This window comes from Sphingomonas sp. 179-I 2A4 NHS, assembly GCF_045369135.1.
Lineage (GTDB): Bacteria > Pseudomonadota > Alphaproteobacteria > Sphingomonadales > Sphingomonadaceae > Sphingomonas.
Map to the genome: position 1 here is coordinate 44,812 of NZ_JBIQFL010000014.1, position 18,356 is coordinate 63,167.

The 18,356-nt window shown below is 60.6% G+C and carries 17 protein-coding genes; 7 read left to right on the plus strand and 10 right to left on the minus strand.

The features are described 5' to 3' along the window. Nucleotides 1-39: 39 nt before the first annotated feature. The 3 genes from cueR (at nt 40) to ACH0CP_RS16870 (ending at nt 2,138) form a co-directional block, all read left to right on the plus strand. The gene (gene cueR, locus ACH0CP_RS16860; RefSeq protein ID WP_037445076.1) at nt 40-510 is read left to right on the plus strand and encodes a Cu(I)-responsive transcriptional regulator; all 471 of its coding nucleotides are present in this window, start codon (nt 40-42) and stop codon (nt 508-510) included. Between the two features lie 199 nt (nt 511-709). Beyond that, entirely contained in the window at nt 710-1,600 is an 891-nt protein-coding gene (locus ACH0CP_RS16865) for a hypothetical protein (RefSeq protein WP_200875329.1), read from the plus strand. After that, entirely contained in the window at nt 1,539-2,138 is a 600-nt protein-coding gene (locus tag ACH0CP_RS16870) for a hypothetical protein (protein ID WP_125445808.1), read from the plus strand. Before ACH0CP_RS16865 ends, ACH0CP_RS16870 begins: the two co-directional genes overlap by 62 nt. Before the next feature lie 26 nt (nt 2,139-2,164). On the opposite strand, the gene ACH0CP_RS16875 is transcribed toward ACH0CP_RS16870, so the two are convergent. The 8 genes from ACH0CP_RS16875 to ACH0CP_RS16910 form a co-directional block, all read right to left on the minus strand. After that, entirely contained in the window at nt 2,165-2,431 is a 267-nt protein-coding gene (locus ACH0CP_RS16875; RefSeq protein WP_125445807.1) for a hypothetical protein, read from the minus strand. A gap of 408 nt (nt 2,432-2,839) precedes the next feature. Next, the gene (locus ACH0CP_RS16880; RefSeq protein WP_037445067.1) at nt 2,840-6,067 is read right to left on the minus strand and encodes an efflux RND transporter permease subunit; all 3,228 of its coding nucleotides are present in this window, start codon (nt 6,065-6,067) and stop codon (nt 2,840-2,842) included. A gap of 3 nt (nt 6,068-6,070) precedes the next feature. Beyond that, nucleotides 6,071-7,240, minus strand: a complete 1,170-nt coding sequence (locus ACH0CP_RS16885) for an efflux RND transporter periplasmic adaptor subunit (RefSeq protein WP_052648640.1) — start codon at nt 7,238-7,240, stop codon at nt 6,071-6,073. A gap of 3 nt (nt 7,241-7,243) precedes the next feature. Continuing rightward, a complete protein-coding gene (locus ACH0CP_RS16890) occupies nt 7,244-8,506 on the minus strand; it encodes a TolC family protein (protein WP_037445066.1) in 1,263 nt (420 codons plus the stop codon). Nucleotides 8,507-8,580: 74 nt separating this feature from the next. Beyond that, a complete protein-coding gene (locus ACH0CP_RS16895) occupies nt 8,581-8,922 on the minus strand; it encodes a hypothetical protein (protein WP_234415797.1) in 342 nt (113 codons plus the stop codon). A 366-nt stretch (nt 8,923-9,288) separates the two neighbouring features. Then, nucleotides 9,289-10,350, minus strand: a complete 1,062-nt coding sequence (locus tag ACH0CP_RS16900; protein WP_037445065.1) for a cation diffusion facilitator family transporter — start codon at nt 10,348-10,350, stop codon at nt 9,289-9,291. A 132-nt stretch (nt 10,351-10,482) separates the two neighbouring features. After that, nucleotides 10,483-12,681 carry a TonB-dependent siderophore receptor gene (locus ACH0CP_RS16905; protein WP_234415798.1) on the minus strand — a complete coding sequence of 733 codons (2,199 nt, stop codon included), beginning with the start codon at nt 12,679-12,681 and terminating at the stop codon, nt 10,483-10,485. Nucleotides 12,682-12,714: 33 nt separating this feature from the next. Further along, on the minus strand, nt 12,715-13,236 hold the full coding sequence (locus tag ACH0CP_RS16910; protein ID WP_048939625.1) for a nuclear transport factor 2 family protein: 522 nt from the start codon (nt 13,234-13,236) through the stop codon (nt 12,715-12,717). A 452-nt stretch (nt 13,237-13,688) separates the two neighbouring features. Between ACH0CP_RS16910 and ACH0CP_RS16915 the strand changes: the two genes are divergently transcribed. The 3 genes from ACH0CP_RS16915 to ACH0CP_RS16925 all read left to right on the plus strand — a co-directional run bounded on the left by ACH0CP_RS16915 (nt 13,689) and on the right by ACH0CP_RS16925 (nt 15,550). Continuing rightward, nucleotides 13,689-14,048 carry a carboxymuconolactone decarboxylase family protein gene (locus ACH0CP_RS16915; protein ID WP_235181762.1) on the plus strand — a complete coding sequence of 120 codons (360 nt, stop codon included), beginning with the start codon at nt 13,689-13,691 and terminating at the stop codon, nt 14,046-14,048. Nucleotides 14,049-14,118: 70 nt separating this feature from the next. Beyond that, a complete protein-coding gene (locus ACH0CP_RS16920; RefSeq protein ID WP_037445064.1) occupies nt 14,119-15,348 on the plus strand; it encodes a bifunctional alpha/beta hydrolase/OsmC family protein in 1,230 nt (409 codons plus the stop codon). Continuing rightward, on the plus strand, nt 15,341-15,550 hold the full coding sequence (locus ACH0CP_RS16925) for a hypothetical protein (protein WP_037445063.1): 210 nt from the start codon (nt 15,341-15,343) through the stop codon (nt 15,548-15,550). Before ACH0CP_RS16920 ends, ACH0CP_RS16925 begins: the two co-directional genes overlap by 8 nt. A gap of 15 nt (nt 15,551-15,565) precedes the next feature. Here the strand turns inward: ACH0CP_RS16925 and ACH0CP_RS16930 are convergent, their stop codons facing one another. After that, the gene (locus ACH0CP_RS16930; RefSeq protein ID WP_037445062.1) at nt 15,566-15,961 is read right to left on the minus strand and encodes a hypothetical protein; all 396 of its coding nucleotides are present in this window, start codon (nt 15,959-15,961) and stop codon (nt 15,566-15,568) included. A 99-nt stretch (nt 15,962-16,060) separates the two neighbouring features. Continuing rightward, nucleotides 16,061-16,654: an outer membrane protein gene (locus ACH0CP_RS16935; protein ID WP_052648637.1), complete on the minus strand. Its 594-nt coding sequence runs from the start codon at nt 16,652-16,654 to the stop codon at nt 16,061-16,063. Between the two features lie 397 nt (nt 16,655-17,051). Between ACH0CP_RS16935 and ACH0CP_RS16940 the strand changes: the two genes are divergently transcribed. Further along, complete coding sequence (locus ACH0CP_RS16940) at nt 17,052-17,972, plus strand: LysR family transcriptional regulator (protein ID WP_037445060.1); 921 nt, start codon at nt 17,052-17,054, stop codon at nt 17,970-17,972. Nucleotides 17,973-18,356: the final 384 nt, after the last annotated feature.

Sequence of the window (18,356 nt, forward strand, 5' to 3'; positions counted from 1 at the left end):
GAGATACTATCCAGGGACCCTGAGCGCAGGAGAAGAGGAATGAACATAGGGCAAGCCGCAAAGGCGTCAGGCGTATCCGCCAAGATGATCCGCTACTATGAACAAACTGGCCTCATCCCAAAGGCTGACCGGCGCGACTCCGGGTATCGCGATTATTCGGATGCCGATGTTCACAATCTGCGCTTCATTCGTCGGGCGCGGGACATGGGATTTGCGGTCGCCGAGATCAACGACTTGTTGAGCCTGTGGCGGGACCGTTCGCGACAGAGTGCGGATGTAAAGAAGATTGCCCAATCCCATATAGACGAGTTGAGTGCCCGGATCACCGCTCTCGAGCAGATGCGCGGGACGCTTCAGACACTCGTTACTGGCTGTGTCGGCGATGCCCGACCAGACTGCCCGATCATCGCGGACCTGGAAGAGCCGGCTGAAGACCGCGGGAGCGTCTACAAACCCGATGGCGTGGCGCGGCTAAGGCACCAGTCGATTACCAAAAGGCGGGTCACCTGATGATGCAGGCCGCGGTAAGCCACTGGCACGCCCCTGCGGCGGAAAAACAAGGTTTCGACATAGAAATCTTGATTTCCTCGCGAATGCAGCAGCCGTAATCAATGGACAAAGCATCGCGTGTCTCCATGAACCGTAGACTTGCCGATGCTAATATCGTTCAGTTCCAACACGCCCCTTCCGCCACTGTCTTGAGCTACACATGACGACACAGCGTAATTCTGTTCCCTATGGCGCCAAGAAGGCCGGCGCGATGCGTGAGATGGCGCAGTCGGAGCGGCTAGACTTCATTGCCGAGGGCCTGACGATCATTCTGACAAGCGCGCGTGGGTTTTGGAACGCCGCTGAGAAGCTGACCGACAATCCCCGGGAAGCGTCTGTTCTCGAAGGCTTCGCCGAGGAAGAATCTGCGAAAGCGCTGATCTTGCTCGATCTGGTTCGATGCCCGCCTTCCAAGGTCGATGGGCGCATCGGGCGCATTGTGAAGAACTTCTACAGCCATCTTGCCAGGCTCATATACGCCAAGGCGCAGAGCTGGCGGCCCGTCAACGTCGAGCAGTTACAGGACTATGTCGATAGCGAACGCCAGGGCCATTATCTCGAAGGCGGAATGAGCGAATATATCCTGCCGAACTGGGCAATCTACAGCCGCGAGAGCACCCTCTACGCTGACATCGAACAGCACGAAGATGGTGTACCGCAGTGGAGTGACCCGACGCTCTTCTCGAGCTTGGGCATACATACACGCCCCTTCGCACTGACGCTGATCGAGGCGCTCGATGCTGTAGGCGTATTTTCGAGGGCAGGGTTAGAGGCGGCCAGCGATATCTGGGGCACCGTCGATTTTCGGGCCAAGGAGCATTCTGGCCATGTCAGAGACCTGACGCGGCAGTTGGCCAAGCGCCTCGAAGACGAAGAGTTGGTATCCGAAAGCGCGACCCAGGAACATGTGCGCTGGTTTCACCAGTTCTGGCAGATGCCGATGTACAATCTCGATTTCACGATGATACCAGCCTCGCTGGATCAGCTGAATGCCGATCGTGAAGCTGCCTACTGGTCCGAAGTTGGCTATGAGCACCATGGCGATTATTAGGGTCGGTGGGGATTACGCTGATGCGGATTTTGCCTTGCTCGGCAGGCACTTGAAGCTGCTGGACATTGAAATTTGTCGGATCAATGCAGCGATCGTGTCATCCCGTGACCCCGAATCTGACGGGCTCTGTGACGCCGGCGAGTATTTTATAGGTCATGGCTTCATTGCCATTCAGCGCTATCTTACCGCTACCCGAACCGGTCTGGGGATCAGTCTGATCGATGCGTTGAAGGTGCCGCCGATCCTGCGGGGCGGCCTGTCATTGGCCGCAGCGCTCAACGCGGCGGCCAATTACTGGAAGCACATGGAAGAGTGGATCGAGGCTCTTAACGGGCTCGATGGCGGTACGTTGAAAGGCAATGCGCTAAGGACGCTTCAGCAGATCGAAGCTGTCACCCCATGGGAAGACTATACATGCGCAAATTTGTTGGCGGTGCTTCTTGACGGCCGAGCGCTGGAACTCTCGAACCTCTTGCCATCGATCGCAGAATGGCGGGACAACCTGATCAACACGCCGCTGGTGAACAGTGGAGGGTGAATGCCGCAGAGCTCAGAGTGGCAACATCAGCGAACATCCACCCTGTCCAGAATATCGAAATCGCCTTCTGCACAAAAGATGACATGGACCGGCCCCGGCGAGAGGTTGTCCCAGGTCCATTCGTAGAGGCTGCCATGTTGAGGGCTTAGTTCACCTCGCTGCTTCGCCGATGTAACGCCATTGGCGATGAGAGAACTGCTATGACCGTCTTCCAGACGAAGGCGGTAGCGAACCCTGCCAGCTCCGCTGTCGCTATCGAACCTCATCCTCCCGCCCGCAACCATGTAAGCCACGATCCGATCCGATGCGTTTCGCCTGGCTCGATCGAGAACTCGAATCTTTCTAGCTTCGAGAGGTCCTTGGACGCGCCGCTGAGCAGGCCGGCCGCCAATCCCACGCCGAGCACGCCGAGCACGCCGAGGATCGCGCAGCCCGCTAAGCCCAATCCGAGGGGGCGTGAATTGAGCCTCCTCATCGACCGGTGGCCCCTGGCTGGTACTTGGTGGGGTGTAAGGGGCCTGGCCGGAAACCCGTTGCCGGCTGATACAACGACACACATTTTTTGAGATCGGCCGGGAGAGGCGTGTTCCGGGCATCTGCGATGGCAGGATCGAACATGGTTTCCTCGCTCATCGGTTCGATCCTCTGGCTCGATTAACGGGAAAGGATGGGAGGGCGGCAGCTGCGGCCCTCCCCCCTCTTCAGTGCTGCGGCTGCGCAGGTGGAGAGATCCTGCCGTCGGTGGCCTCTCGCGAGGCCATCTTCGTGCGTCCATAGCGCGCATAGAGCGTAGGCAGGACGAACAAGGTCAGAAGGGTCGCCGAGATCAGGCCGCCGATAACCACCGTCGCCAGCGGCTTCTGGACTTCCGCCCCGGCGCCGCTGCCCAGCGCCATCGGCACGAACCCAAGGCTTGCCACCAACGCGGTCATGACCACCGGCCGAAGCCGCTGGAGGGCGCCAGTGCGCGCAGCCTCTGCCCGGTCCATGCCCGTCCGCATGAGATCCTGGATCGAGGAGACCATCACCAGACCGTTCAGGACCGCAATGCCGGACAGAGCGATGAAACCGACCGCTGCGGAGATGGAGAAGTCCATGCCACGCAGGAAGAGGGCAAGCACGCCGCCCACCAGAGCGAGCGGGACGCCGGTGAAAACGATCGCAGCATCGCGCACCGACCCCAGCGCACCATAGAGAAGCAGCAGGATCAGGACGAAACATGCCGGGATCACCAGTTGCAGACGCGCCTGCGCCGATGCCAGATTCTCGAACTGACCACCCCACTCGAGATAGCTGCCTGGCGGAAGACGTACATCCTTGCCAATGGCAGCCTGGGCATCGGCCACGACGCTACCGACGTCACGGCCGCGGACGTTCGCCTGGACGACGACGCGCCGCTTTCCGTTTTCGCGGCTGATTTGGTTAGGACCATCGATGACGCGGATATCAGCGACGCTTGCCAGGGGGACGAACTGCCCACTTGGCGTCGGGACCTGCACCTGGCTCAGCAAGGATATGTCGGCGCGCTGATCTTCAGAAAGACGGATCACCACAGGAAAGCGGCGATCGCCCTCGAAAATCATGCCTGACGGCTGCCCGCCCAGGGTCGCATTGACGATATCCTGCACGTCCTGGGCGGTAACGCCGAGACGAGCCATGGCATCACGATTGACCCGAATGTCGAGCATGGGAAGACCTGTGGTCTGCTCAACCTTCACGTCGACGGCACCATTGGTTCGGCGCAGAACGCTGGCGATCTTTTCCGCAGTTGCGTTCATCGTGTTGAAGTCATCTCCAAAGACCTTGACCGCAATGTCACCGCGGACGCCGGCGATGAGCTCGTTGAAGCGCATCTGGATCGGTTGGGTGATTTCATAAGCGTTGCCGGGAATTTTGCTGAGCTGCCCTTCGATGCGGGAGATGAGCGCCTCCTTTGTGAGGCTTGGGTCCGGCCAGTCTTTCCGGTCCTTCAGAATGACGAACATGTCGGTAGCATTGGGCGGCATTGGGTCGGATGCCAGTTCGGCCGTACCCGTCTTGGAGAAGACGAACTTCACCTCCGGTTGCTTCGACATCATCTGCTCGATGGGGACCTGCATTGCCTGGCTCTGCTGAACCGATGTAGCCGGAATACGCAGTGCCTGAATCAGGAGGTCACCTTCATCGAGCTGAGGCAAGAAGACCTGCCCCAGCGACATGAAGGCCAGTATTGCCAGAGCGAAGCCACCGACGCCCGCGCCGACAGTGACGACCGGCCGCTTCATTGCCCGATCGAGACCAGGTTCGTAGCGGGCCTTGAGCCAGCCCATGATCCGCCCTTCTTTCTCCTCGATCCGCTTGGAGAGCCACAAGGCGATCGCGGCGGGCACAAAGGTCAGCGAAAGGATGAAAGCGCAGACCAATGCTATGATGACGGTGAGCGCCATCGGAACGAAGGTCTTGCCTTCGACGCCGGTCAAGGTGAGCAGCGGCACATAGACGAGGATGATGATCGCCTGGCCATAGACCGACGGCTTGATCATCTCGCGTGCCGCAGAAGCGACAGTGTCGAGACGTTCCTTCACGCTCAGCAGACGCCCTTCGCGATGCTGATTCTCCGCCATGCGTCGCAAGGCGTTCTCGACGATGATGACAGCGCCATCGACAATGAGGCCGAAGTCGAGCGCGCCAAGGCTCATGAGGTTGGCCGACACGCCGGCCCGCAACATGCCAAAACCCGTCAGCATCATGGTGATTGGAATGATGATTGCGGCAATGAGCGCGGCACGGAAGTTGCCGAGCAGGAGGAACAGCACGACGATAACCAGCAGCGCGCCTTCGCTGAGGTTCTTGGCAACCGTTTTGATGGTTGAGTTCACCAGCGCCGTACGGTCGAGTACCGGCTGGACGATTACGTCGGGCGGCAGCGAAGCATTGATCTCCTCCAGTCGCGTGGCGACAGCCGTCGCGACCGTGCGACTGTTTTCACCGATCCGCATGATCGCGGTGCCGACGACCACCTCTGTGCCGTTCTCCGAGGCAGATCCCATGCGGATTGCCTGACCAGTACGGACAGAAGCGACCTGAGAAAGGGTGATAGGGACGCCCTCCCTGGTCGCCACCACGATCTTGGAGAGTTCGTCGGCATTTCGGACAAGGGCATCAGCCCGGACTGCCAGGCCTTCACCATTGCGATTGACGAAGCCTCCTCCGACGCTTGTGTTATTGCGCTCCAGAGCCGTGCTGAGCTGCGTCAGGGTGATACCCATTGACGCCAGGCGCTGGACATCGGGGACGACGAGGAATTGCTTGGCAAAGCCACCGATCGAATCGACGCCTGCAAGGCCCTGCGTATTCTTGAGCAATGGCGAGACGATCCAGTCCTGGGCCGTCCTCAAATAGGTCGCCTTGTCAGCGTCGTTGGTCAGCCGTTCGCCTTCTGGCGTAATGTAGCTCCCATCGGGCTGCATGCCGGGTTCGCCGGGCTGATGCTTGTCATCCTTGCGGTGCTCCAGCCGGACGGTCCACATATAGACCTCGCCCAGCCCCGTCGCGATCGGCCCCATCTCTGGGGTCACGCCGTCCGGCAAATTCTCGGACACGCCGGTCAGACGCTCGCCCACCTGCTGCCGGGCGAAGAATATGTCGGTGTCTTCCGAAAAGACCGCCGTGACCTGTGCAAAGCCGTTCCGGCTGAGCGAGCGGCTATATTCAAGGCCGGGAATTCCGGCCAGCGCGGTTTCGATCGGGAAGGCAACCTGCTTCTCGACCAGTTCAGGCGAAAGCGCGGGCGCGCGAACGTTGATCTGGACCTGGTTGTTGGTGATGTCGGGGACTGCGTCGATCGGCAGGCGATACAGCGCGACAGCGCCAATCACGGCGGCAAGGGCGGTTAGCAGCAGGACGAGCCAGCGCTTGTCGACCGCCCAGTTTACGATGGGGGCGATCATGGCTCAATGATCCTCATGGGTGGCTTCGCCCTTGCCGAGCTCGGCCTTGAGCGTGAAGCTGTTGACGGTTGCGATCTCCTCGGTGCCCTTGAGACCCGACTTGATGATCACGCTGTCGCCAGCCGTGTCGCCAAGCTGGACAGCCGTCGCCTGGAAACCGGTCTTTGTCCGCACGAAGACGATCGACTTACCCTCGTCCGTCTGCACGGCGGTCAAAGGCACGTGGACTGTACTGTCGCCCCCGCTTGCCGCCAGGGCAATCGACGCAGTCACCGGCTCGCCGACACGCCAGATACCCTCTCGATTGTCGAGCGTCGCGATCACGGGGACGAGCCGGGTGTTGGCATCGAGCGCTGGCGACACGAATGTGATTTTCGCAGTTGCGTGGCGACCCCCAGCCTTGACGCTCACCGTGGCGCCCGGACGAACCCGACCGGCGTCTTGGGCCTGAAGGTTGAGTGAGAGCGAGACGCTGGAAAGATTTGCGACGCGGAACAGCTCGGCGTCGGCAGCGACCGTTTGGCCCAGCACCACGCTACGGCCGATCACTTGGCCCGACATAGGTGCCACGATGCCGATGCGATTGAGGCCCCCACCCCCAGTCCCGGCTGCCGCGACCTGTTGCTGCGCCAGACGAAGCGCAATCCGGGCCTCGGTCGCTGCTGTGCGAGCGGCAATGAGGTCCTGCTCGGGCGATACACGCTGCGAAAACAATCGCTGCTCACGCGCGAGATTGCTGTTTGCCAGGGACAGCCGCGCACGGGCAGCCTCTGTTTCGGCATTGAGAGATGCAGCCTCGCGGCTCTCGATGATCGCGAGCGTTTGCCCCCGGCCGATCGCTTGTCCAAGGTTGCGGGTCAACGACACGACACGGCCGCCGATTGCGGCCGACACGACCTGCGTGCCTTGTGGATCTCCATCGATAGTAGCGGGTAGCTCGATCGTACCCGCACCTCCCAACAGAGGCCGAGCGGTCTGAATGCCGGCCGAAGCAATCTGGTCGGCGCTCAGCGTGATCTTGCCCTCGTCCGCATGGGCGTTGCCACCCTCCTCATGTTCAGCAGCAGGCGCGGCCTTATTGTTCGCAGTCTCCTCGGTGCCACCGCCGCACGCGGCGAGTGCGAGCATGAGCGACAAAGGCAGAGCGGCGTGGATGATCTTCCTGGATTGCATGGATCAGTTCCCCTGTTCCGGCGCTGGCGCGGTCAGGCGCTCCAGCTGCGCACGGGCATTCTGGTAGGAGGTGAGCGCGTCGATGGCAGCGAGCCGTGTCTGCGCCAGCGTTCGCTCCGCATCGAGCAGGTCGAGCTGACTGAACTTGCCTTCCCGATAGCCGATACGGGCGATGCGGGCCGCCTCGCGGGCTGCTTCAAGAGCAGGTCCGGTCGCAGTTTGAGCGGTCACGGCAGCGTTGGATGCGGCCGCTTGCGCATCGGTTATGGCCTGCTCGATATCGAGCGCAGTCATTCGCTTCTGCGCTTCCACCTGATTGCGCTGCGCTCGGGCCTGCGTGACGGCGGCCCTGCCCGAATTGAAGATCGGGATCGGCATGGTGACGGTGAAGATGAGCGCGGTGTCGTTGGTGGCCGAAAGTCTGCGTACACCAGGTCCAGCTTCGAGATCGGGGACCCGTTGCGATCGGGCAAGCCGGACATTCGCGTCAGCAACTGCCAGATCGGCGTCCGCTGCCGCTAGAGCAAGCGTGCCTGCTGCAGTCGGTGGAACATCTGGACCATATCCATGCGGCAAACGCTCGAGCCATGCCGTATCCAGCGGACCGTCCACCGATTGCCCTATCCGACGAGCCAGATTGGCCCGGGATGCCTGAGCCAGACGAATGGTTCGGATCAACTCGGCGTCGGCGTTGATTTTGGCCACGTTGGCGCGTTGTTCCTCGATCGGTGAGGCGCGCCCGGCCTTTACGCGAACACTGGCGGCATTAGCGGCATCGCCGGCAATGCGAGACTGATCGCGTGCGGTCTCGACACGGCGTTCGGCTGCAACTGCCTCCACATAGAGCTGGGTGACCTGTAGCCTGATGTCCGCCTGTGTGATGGCCGAGACGAGCAGAGCCCGATTGGTCTGAGCATTAGCGACCGCAATGCGTGCCGAGCGCTTACCGCCCAGCTCGATCGGGATTGCGACACTGACCGTCGATTCGGCACTGCCAACGCCGCTATACGGTCCGCTCCCCGCGATGTTCTCTACTTGGGTCTGCACGGTCGGGTTGGGTCGAAGGCCAGCGACGGTACGAGCGGCACGCGCCGCCTCGACATTGGCCTGTGCAGCTTCTGCCGCCGGCGCACTGCCGCCAGCAGCGGCAACCGCCTGGTCAAGGGTGTAGGGTAACGCCCCTGCTACCGCAGCAGGCGTTTCCTGTGCCTGCGCCACAGCGACGCAGGACACGGCAGCCAGCAAGGCTGCAATGGATCGGAACATGAAAGGGAATCCTGAACACGAGGCATGGATGACCACTGGCCCGAATTCAGGCGCAGCAATCCGCTATGGCTCTGTCAGGCTATCGGCGGGCGCAGGTTAGGGCCGATGGCCCAGCGCTTGGAGGATATAGGTTGAGGGATGACCACCGGAGCGGTCAGTGCCAGAGAGATCATGTCGCTATTGGCAAGGGTCGGCACGAACGCTGACGAACCATGGCAGCCGCCGTGATGGTGCGGCATCGCCTTGTCGGTATCGCCTTGCGTCTGATCCATGTCGCCATCGCTATGCACATAGCCCGAACATTCGATGGTCGGAGCGCTGGGAACTTCCAGAGCATGCACAAGCGTCGTCGTCAGCATGGACAACGACAGCAGGCAGAGAAGGAAACGTCCTAAGCGGCGCATGGCGAGGTACATAATCGGCTTTCCCAAGGATGTCATCCGAGAACCTAAATCTTCAACGAACCATGATCGCCGTTAATGTTATTCCGTATCATCACTTCGTCTTGTAATGCGCATCTTAAAGATCGCACCTTATTTAAGACAACGGAAACGAGCACTGAATTCATATGACAGAAAAATGACTATATCTTTTGTCATGGCTTGAAACAGAGCATTAGTTCTTTGCCCTATTAGCTCACACGTGACGAGGTTGGGCACAGCGTCTGGCGTGAGAACTTCGAACGGAACAACCTGTAGTCCGCCCCGGGTTGTTCGAGGGAAGCCGTCGCCCCCGCTCTGGGGCGGCAGGGGCGACGGGACCGAGCGGGGGGCTCGGATCGGTTAGTGGGCGTGAGCGTGCTTTCCGGCACCCCCGCCACATGTGGACTTCTTGGCGGAGCCGTGACCATGGTCGTGGCCACTATGATCGTGGCTGGCTTTGTTCGGCGCAGCAGCAGTCCGTTCGGGCGAAAGGCTGCAACTGTCCGAGCCGCTCCAATCCACGGCAACCGTGGGGTGCTCGATCTCAAAGCGATCAATAAGCTGCCGCTCGACGGCCTGTACGACCGTGCGAGGATCCGAACCTTCGGCGAGACGGACGTGCATGGTTGCAAGGGTCCGCCCCGAGGTGATCGACCATACGTGGATGTGACTGAGCGACGCAACGCCCGGCACCGTGTCCTGGATATGGTGCTCGATCTCTTCAGCCGAAACGCCATCCGGCGCGCCTTCCAGCAGAATGTGCAGCGACTTGCCGAGGAGCTTCCAGGCACTGCGCAGGACCAGAAGCGAGACCACCACGGAGAGGATGGGATCGATAGGCGTCCAGGCAGTGAAATAGATGACCACGGCAGCGGCTACAGCGCCCACGGAACCCAGCAGATCGCCCATGACGTGGAGCGCTGCGCCCTTGATGTTGACGTGCTCGCTATCGCCACGCGTGAGGATCCAGAAGACAAGAATGTTCACCAGAAGCCCAGCGATCGCGACCCCGAACATCGGCGCGGCCATGACTGGCTGCGGCTGATTGAAACGCTCCCAGGCTTCATAGACGATAAAGGCGACGATCGCGAACAAAGTGACGGCGTTGATAAGGCCGGCGACGACCTCAAAACGCAGGTAGCCGAAGGTGCGCTTGGCGTCGGGCGAGCGCTGCCCGAAGCGGAACGCGGCGTATGCAAGAGCAAGCGCCGCCGCGTCCGTCATCATATGGCCGGCGTCCGCCAGCAGGGCCAGCGAGCCGGACCAGAGGCCGCCCACCACTTCGACGACCATGAAGGAGGCGATCAGACCGAACGAAAGGAGGACCTTACGTTCATTATCCTTGGTGATGGTCGGGGTGTGGGAATGGTCGTGATCATGACCATGGCCGTGACCATGGTCAGCGTGTGCGTGTGCTGACATGCGAGACTCGCGAATGAACAATGATGACGTATGAATACATGTTCATATGTCATGCGTCAACATCTTTGCGTCGGCCCGGCCATTTCAGTCTCCGACCGTCTCCCCCCTGAGCCGCTTCTCACCCTTCGGGCATCAGTAACGCACCGTGAGCGCAAGCATCGCGTTTCTCGGCTCGCCAAACAGGACCTGATTGAAGAAGCCGTTCACGACGGTGTAGCGACGATCGGTGAGGTTGTTGACCTTGAGGCTCAGGTCAGTCCGGGCCGACAGATCATAGCGCGCCATGAGGGACACGAGCGCATAGGGCACCTGACGCGTCCGAACCGGACCCATGGGGCTGGCGGCGGACTCGAAAGAGGCGCTGCGCCAGTTCACGCCTCCACCGACGGTCACCGCCCGCAGCGGTCCGGCAAATCGGTAGGTCGAGAAAATTCTCCCAGATGTCCGGGGAAGCTCAGCATTCAACCGGCCGCCGTCGGCGTTTTCTGCCACGAAATGGGCAAAGCCGGCATAGGTGTTCCAGCCGGGAAGGATTTCGCCCTGCAGATCGATTTCGACGCCCCGCGAAGTGGTCCCGTTTGCGGCGAAATACGCCTGCGTTCCATCCGGCAAGAGCTGGCCCGGGTCGATCTGGCCGACATTGTCTAGCCAGGATTTGAAGACCGCGATCGATGCACTGGCGCGGCCGCCGAAATAGCTCCCCTTGACCCCGAACTCGACGTTGCGCCCGTTTGTCGGCGCCAGCATCCTCTCGTCCCGGTCTCTGTTGGTCTGCGGATTGAAGATTTCTGTATAGCTGACATAGGCCGAATGGTGGGAATCGAGATCAAGCACGGCGCCCGCGTAAGGTGTGATCCTGCCACTTTTGGAGAATTCGAAGGATGTAAGCGCCGTCTGTTGTTCTAGATCGTAGAACGTCAACCGCGTGCCGACGATCACCTTGAGCCGATCAACGATGTCGAGCTTGGCGGCACCATAAAATGCCCCCTGCCGCGTAACGGTACGGGTCCGCGAGAACGGCCGAGCGTCAAAATCGGGCTCGGGATACGCGCCGGTCCAATCGAATATGCTTTCAAACGGCGTCGACGGTAGCACGAAGCCACTGCTGAATTCGTTGGCGACCCGCCTGTTCGCCATGACGCCGAACACCAGGTCATGCTTTCGTCCCAAGAGGCTGACAGGCCCTGATAGCGTCGCATCGATGCTGTTCTGCCGGCTGCGCGTGTAGCTCGCCAGGGCAAATGGCTGAAGGCCTTCGCCGGTCACGCGATCCGGATAGCCAAGCCCGGAAAACAAGCGCGCATCCGATGAGGAACGCTGATGCATGACAGCTGCGCGTGCGACCCACTGTCCTGCGAATTGGTGCTCAAGCGTCAAGAACGCCGAGTCCAGTGTATTGTCCCAACGGCTCCAGTCGGCCGTCATCGATTTGGATCGGGACCATCGCGTTGGAGTTCCGTCCGAGAACCAGAGCGGCATGCCACTCCAGGTCGTGCCTTCAGGACGGATCGCCTGATGGTCATAGCCGATGCTGATGAGCGTCCGGGGGCCAAGGTCTGCCTCGACAATGCCGTAGACGCTCCGCTTTGCCTGGCGATATCTGTCCACATGACCCTCGCGATCTTGCAGAATCCCGACCAGCCGGGCACGCACATGGCCATCGCGAGACAAGGGCGCCGAGATATCAGCCATGCCGCGAAAATTGTCCCACGATCCGGCGCTCAGCGTCGCAGAGGCTGCGAACTGGCGACCAGGCCGCTTACGTACCAGATTGATGGAAGCCGACGGATTGCCGGTGCCGGTCAGCAGGCCGGTTGCACCCCGCACGACCTCGAACCGCTCGAAGAAAGCTGTATCGAGAAAGCTCGCGCCACTGACGAACGCTGTTGGAATCCCATCATACTGGAAGCTGTCGATTGCAAACCCACGTGCGTAGAATGTGACGCGCTCGCTATCGAGGGTTCTCGAAGACAGGCCGGCCGTCGCTTCGAGGGCATTTTGAACCGAATTCAGCTGCTGATCATCGAGGTTCTCGCGCGTCATGACGGTGACGGCCTGTGGCGTTTCCCGCAGCGTCAGCGGTAGACGCGTAGCGGCAGTCACGACGGGGACAGTATAGATGGACGGCGATTGTCGCTCTCCCTGTCCGACGACGATAATCTCGTCCCGCCAGCCCGGCTGCTCGTCATTCGCGGCCCGCCCATCGGAAGTTGGAGACTGCGCTACGGCGGCCTGCGGCAAAAACGCTATGCCAGAAAATGCGCTGACGGCGCAAAGAAGGCGCGCGCGCCGACGCACGCCCCTTTGTGAGGGGCGGGTGAAGTATGGCATCGGGAAATCCTTGCTAGGTTTTCGTCACTCGGCTCAGCGCGCGAGTTGCCCCTCGAGGGTAGCGTGGTTGTAGTAGTCGCCAATCCAGACGATGCGTCCTTGCTCAACGCGAAAGAAGCTTGCTCCCCTGAAGGTGACCGGCCCCTGCTCTTTTACACCGCTCGGATGCGTCGCTTTGAATGTCCATTGGACGGCGACCTGATTGCCGGATGCGACTGGAGCCGCAAGCAGCGTGAGTCTGCGATCAGGCATCATTCCGCTGAGCAGCACCGGAACTTCGGTGACCGCATCAACGCCGGCCTTCACCGCCCCATTGCTTGTGTTGAAATACTCGACCGACGGCGCCAGCGTTGCCTTCAGGGCTGCTATGTCCCCGCTGTTCCAGGCATCGAAATAGCGCTGCACCACCGCGACGTCGGCATTGTTCACCGTCTGCGCTTTGGCCGAGACTGCGGAGAATGCCAGAAACAGCAGGCTGAGAAGCGCCGCCCAGAGAGGCCATGCGGAGTTTCTCGCGCCCGATACGGTGCCCAGGAGCAGCGGCGGGAATGTCATCGGATATGACGCTGGCCCGTTAAACGGCAACACGTTGCCCGGATCAGCGCACAGTGGATTGGATTGGCATTTGCACCTGTCGGTGGGGACAGGGGAACGAGGCGTGACGAAGCGCGGCATAGGGTCGCCCTCATGTGATTGATGATGGGAGAACGACGACCCCAGATCCGCCATTCATCCTAACATCCTATCTTTATCACGAATAGTTCGCAATAGCGCTGCGGCCCTGGCCCGCCATTTTTTTGTTCAGGCTATTTCGGTCTTGACCTTCCAACGATGGGAAGTGGCACGCCGTCGGTATGAGAGGAACCGCGATCATCGTCTGCGGCTCAGCGCTGCAGTTCGACATCTGCGCCCGATCAGCTGTTCTCAACGGCTTAGCGGTTCGCCCGGCTGACCCATTAGCTCGAGCGCTCCACCGCGAAGCGATAGCCAAATGAAGGGTATTCGACTTGAACAATCATGATCACATGCAGGACTGGAATGGATATCGCGACGTGCTGATGTCGCGCGTCGGCGAGTTTGCCAAGCTGAGCCCGGATTCGATGAAGGGCCTGATGATGGTTGAGCAGGGCGTGACCAAGTCCGGGTTACTTGACCCCAAAGTCATGGAATTGATCGCTCTGGCCGTGGCAGTCACGACCCGGTGCGACGGATGCATCTCGGTTCACGCCCAGAAAGCGATCTCCCTTGGCCTCACGCGCGAAGAGATTGCTCAGGCGATGGCTTTCACCATTTTTATGAATTCGGGCGCTGCGCTGACCTACACCGCTCGGGTCTTCGACGTCATCGACGCTTTGCCTGAAAACTGAACAGCAATCAGGGCTGGAGGCTTCAGGCCTTCAGCCCTGTTCCCCCACAGCATCAACGCACGGTGATGGCATGCCCGCAACCGCATTCAATTTCATGAGCAGTACCGGGGAGCAACTCTCTGGCCGGATCGAGCATCCTGCGACGACGCCGCGAGGCTGGGCCCTCTTCGCCCACTGCTTCACATGCGGGAAAGACAGCCTCGCCGCCGTCAGAATCTCACGGGCGTTGGCTCTGGCCGGTATAGGCGTCTTGCGCTTCGACTTCGCCGGGCTTGGCGGCAGCGCGGGTGAGTTCCGCGATTCGGGCTTTGCCTCCGATGTGGCGGACCTGGTTTGTGCAGCGAACGCAATGAGCGATGCTGAAATGCCGATCACGCTCCTTGTAGGACATAGTTTAGGCGGAGCGGCATGTCTGATGGCCGCGGTGGATATCCCGACCGTCCGCGCCGTGGCCACGATTGCCGCCCCTGCAGATGTAGCCCATATCCTCAGCACAATCGATCCAGAGTGTCTCACGCGCATCGAGCGCGATGGAAGCGCGCAGGTCAGCTTTGCTGACAGACCATTTGTCGTCGGTCGCAAGTTCGTCACGGATGCCCGCGCCCAGGCGCTGGAAGAGCGGATCGGAGCGCTGCAGCTTCCACTGCTTCTGCTACACGCCCCTGGCGACGACGTCGTAGGAATTAAGAACGCATCTCGCCTCTTTCAGGCCGCTAAGCACCCCAAGAGCTTTGTGTCACTGGATCAGGCCGACCATCTGTTGCGCGAGCGCGCGGACGCAGAATATGCAGCATCGGTTATCGCTGCCTGGGCTTCGCGCTACCTGCCGGCGACAGACTGGGACATTCGACCTGTCCAGCCCATGGCTGGGGTGACCGCGCATGAGACCGGCGCAGGAAGGTTCCAGGTTGCTATCCAGGCGGGGCGTCACCGGTTCCTTGCAGATGAACCCGTAGAGATGGGTGGTCTCGCGAGCGGGCCGACACCCTATGAGTTGGTCGCGGCAGGTCTGGCTGCCTGTACCGTTATCACGATGCGCCTCTATGCAAAGCGGGTGAACTTGCCACTGGATCAGGCTTTTGTGGCCGTCTCTCACAGTCGGGACAAGGATCGTACGCCGCAAGACCGCTTCAACCGGGATATCCGCCTCGTCGGGGACCTCACCGCCGAGCAGCGCGACAAGCTACTATCGATCGCCGACCGGTGCCCCGTTGATCTGACCCTCGTTCGCGGCTCCGACGTCGTCACCGAACTCGTTGAGACGCAAGACAAGTCCAGAGGGGGCGACAGCAATGGCTGAAGACGTTACCCGGCGAGTAGCCTTCACGGCTGCAGAAATCACAATGGTGCGACACGCTTCGAGCAGGCTCGGATGCAGCGAAGAGGCGTTCATCCGTACCGCCGTCACCGCAGCGGCAAGCGATATTTGCAGTGTCGACGGTTTGGCGGATCCTCAGTTTGACGAAGAGCCGGACGGCGCGACCGGGGTCAGAGCGGGCTGACCCTCAGGCTGCCGGCTAGTTCGATACGAGTAGTCGGGCAGCCAGAAACTGAGCTTCTTGTTGCGTCTCGGCAGCCGTCTGGGGTGCGCCAAAGGCATGTTCGAGGTGCGGGAACACCTTCTCAAGGTCGGCGCGCTGAACCGCATCGGGCTCGACGATAATCAACGAGAGACACAGCTTCGCCATCGTTTCACGATTGGCTTTCAACCACAGGGTCCGCGCAGTGCGATCCTCAAACGGTTCGTCTCCGGTCGGCGACGGGTAGATGAGCACGAAGCGCCGCCCATCTCGCACGAGCCTCTCCATCTCGAAACACCACTGGGGAGAAAGGCCGGACGTATCCAGCGGTCTGGCTAAACGGACGATCGGAAAATCGCTCACATCGTGGATCGTAAAATCTTCGGTGTTCATTCTGTCCTCGAGCTGACGGGCTGCTGAGGCCGTCCAGAAAGTTGCGTCTGGATGACCGCCCGGAGAGGCGGCCATCCTTGGTTGCGGCGATGGAGTTCGTTAGAAATGGTATCCCACACCAGCGAGAACCTGGTGCCGGTCGAACTTCTGACCGTTGCTTCCCAGATCGCTGTAGCGATACTCGAGCCGGGCCGAGACCTTATCGAGCAAGGCGCGTTCGACGCCGCCGCCAACAGTCCAGCCATCGAACGTCTCTCGGTTGCTCACCACGCCGGACGCGCTCGGAATACGGACCTTGGCGCGCATGTTCTCATACCCGCCGCGTGCATAGATCAACGTCTTTCCGCCGATGAGATATCCGGCTCGTGCCGAAAGGTCGAAGGAATAGTCGGGGTTGATAGATACGCCATTACGCCGGATATCGTCGCTGGCTCCGACGTTGAAGCTTCCCTCGAGGCCCAGCACGATATTGGGCGTCACGGTCTGATTATAGCCCACGAACGCGCCGCCGATGAAGCTGTCCTTCTCGTCGTTGATCGTAGCGATGCCGGCATCGGTCCGGGGAGCATCGACGCTGTCCCGATTCCAGCCCGCTTGCGCGCCGATGTAGGGCCCCTGGAAAACCTGTGCCGAGGCGGGGACTGCACCCAGCGCGACGACCCCAACCAAGCCAATTGCGACCAACTTGAACATGACGATTTCCTTGCTTCCTGAACATTTCTAGCGCGCCCCGCGATGGTCCGATGTTGAACCGCCGGCGCGCGCGGGTCAGACGGGTTCGGTGCATGAACCAGGGCTCATGCACGCAGTGGCTGGGGTCGCTGCGGCCGATACGCGCGTCTTCACGTCCACAACTGGGCTGGGGCCCGCTTGGGTCACTGAAGAACGACGCGATGCATTACCGGGCAGCAAGCCCAAAAGTCTCTGTCCAGGACCCGGACCGGAGCGTTCCGCGCTACCTGTCCAGAGCCGGGAAGCAGCTCCTATTTCGAGGATATAGGGAGGGGATCGCCGAAGATAATTTCTAAGATGGCAATAGAATTAATAACAATTTCGCATTAATCATAGTGCCCGAAAAAGTGGACAAACGATGGCGACACTGGATCTCAAGGCGCTGCGACATTTCGTGAGTGTGGCGGAATCGCTGAGCTTTGCCCGCGCCGCGGAGCGCCTTGGCACGTCCCAGCCCGTCGTGACCCGCACCGTTGCGCAACTCGAGCACAATCTCGGAGCCAAGCTGTTCGAGCGTACCACGCGCCGTGTCGCTTTAACGCCTGCAGGGGTTGTCCTTTTGAAGGCGGCAAGGCCCCTCCTTGGACAAGCCGAAGCGCTCCAGAGGACGATCAGACATGCCGTGGCCGTTGAGAGCGGGCGCCTGTCTATCGGTACAACGAAGATCGCGATGCAGACCGTAGCGCCTGCCTATATACGTCGGTTCACGCAGATTCGCCCGGACATCGAACTTGTGGTCCAGGAATTCTCCACATCCGCCCAGATCGAAGCATTGCTCTCGGCGGAGATCGACGTCGGGTTCGTCCTGCTTCCTGCGTCTCACTCCGGCCTGACGATCGAGCCAATCCACAGCGAACGGATGATGCTGGCCGTATCCGACGGTCATCCATGCGCCGATTTCGGTCTCGCCTCGCCCTTGCCGCTGTCGGCTTTCGCCCATGATCGCTTCATCGTGCCCCATAACCAGGGCAATTCCGCGAACCATGACGAGATGGTCTCGATCTGCAGGCAGGCCGGTTTTCGTCCCAAGACGCTTGAGAGCTGCGACGATCAGACCTGCATGGGTCTCGTGCGAGCAGGCATGGGCGTGCTGTTCGCGCCTATGGCCACGCAGCCGGTTTCTACTGAAGGGATAAAGCTGATCGAAATCGAGGATCCTGTCCCGACGCTTCAGATCGGACTGGCCTGGCGCAAAGACGATCCTTCAGTCTCCCTCCAACTTTTTCGCGACCAGACGCGGCAAGTTGAAGCGCCATTGGACGACCCGACTTCTGCATGAAGCCGGCGTTTTCGCGCCGCGACAGGCTCGCAAGATCGTCCAAACCTTGAGCGATCGGCCCGTGGCCGATCGATGCCGGGTTCACAGGACGCAACCCCACAAAAGGAACCAAAACCGGCCTTGTGTTATTTAACAGATACCCCTGCGGGGTAGGGGTAGGGAGAGGCTCGATCTGCGGCCGACGGCCCGAACCGCCCCGGAGTGCGGATTCCGACCATCGCGCGCATGTATTCCGATCTGATGCCGCGCAGCGTTCCGATCTGATCGCGCGCAGGTGGATCATCTGATCGTTGGGTGAAGATGTCATCCCACATTTCCCAAGTAAGGCGCTGATTTCGCTGTCCTGACCATTATATTTCCTATATAAAACATGGTATTGAAGGC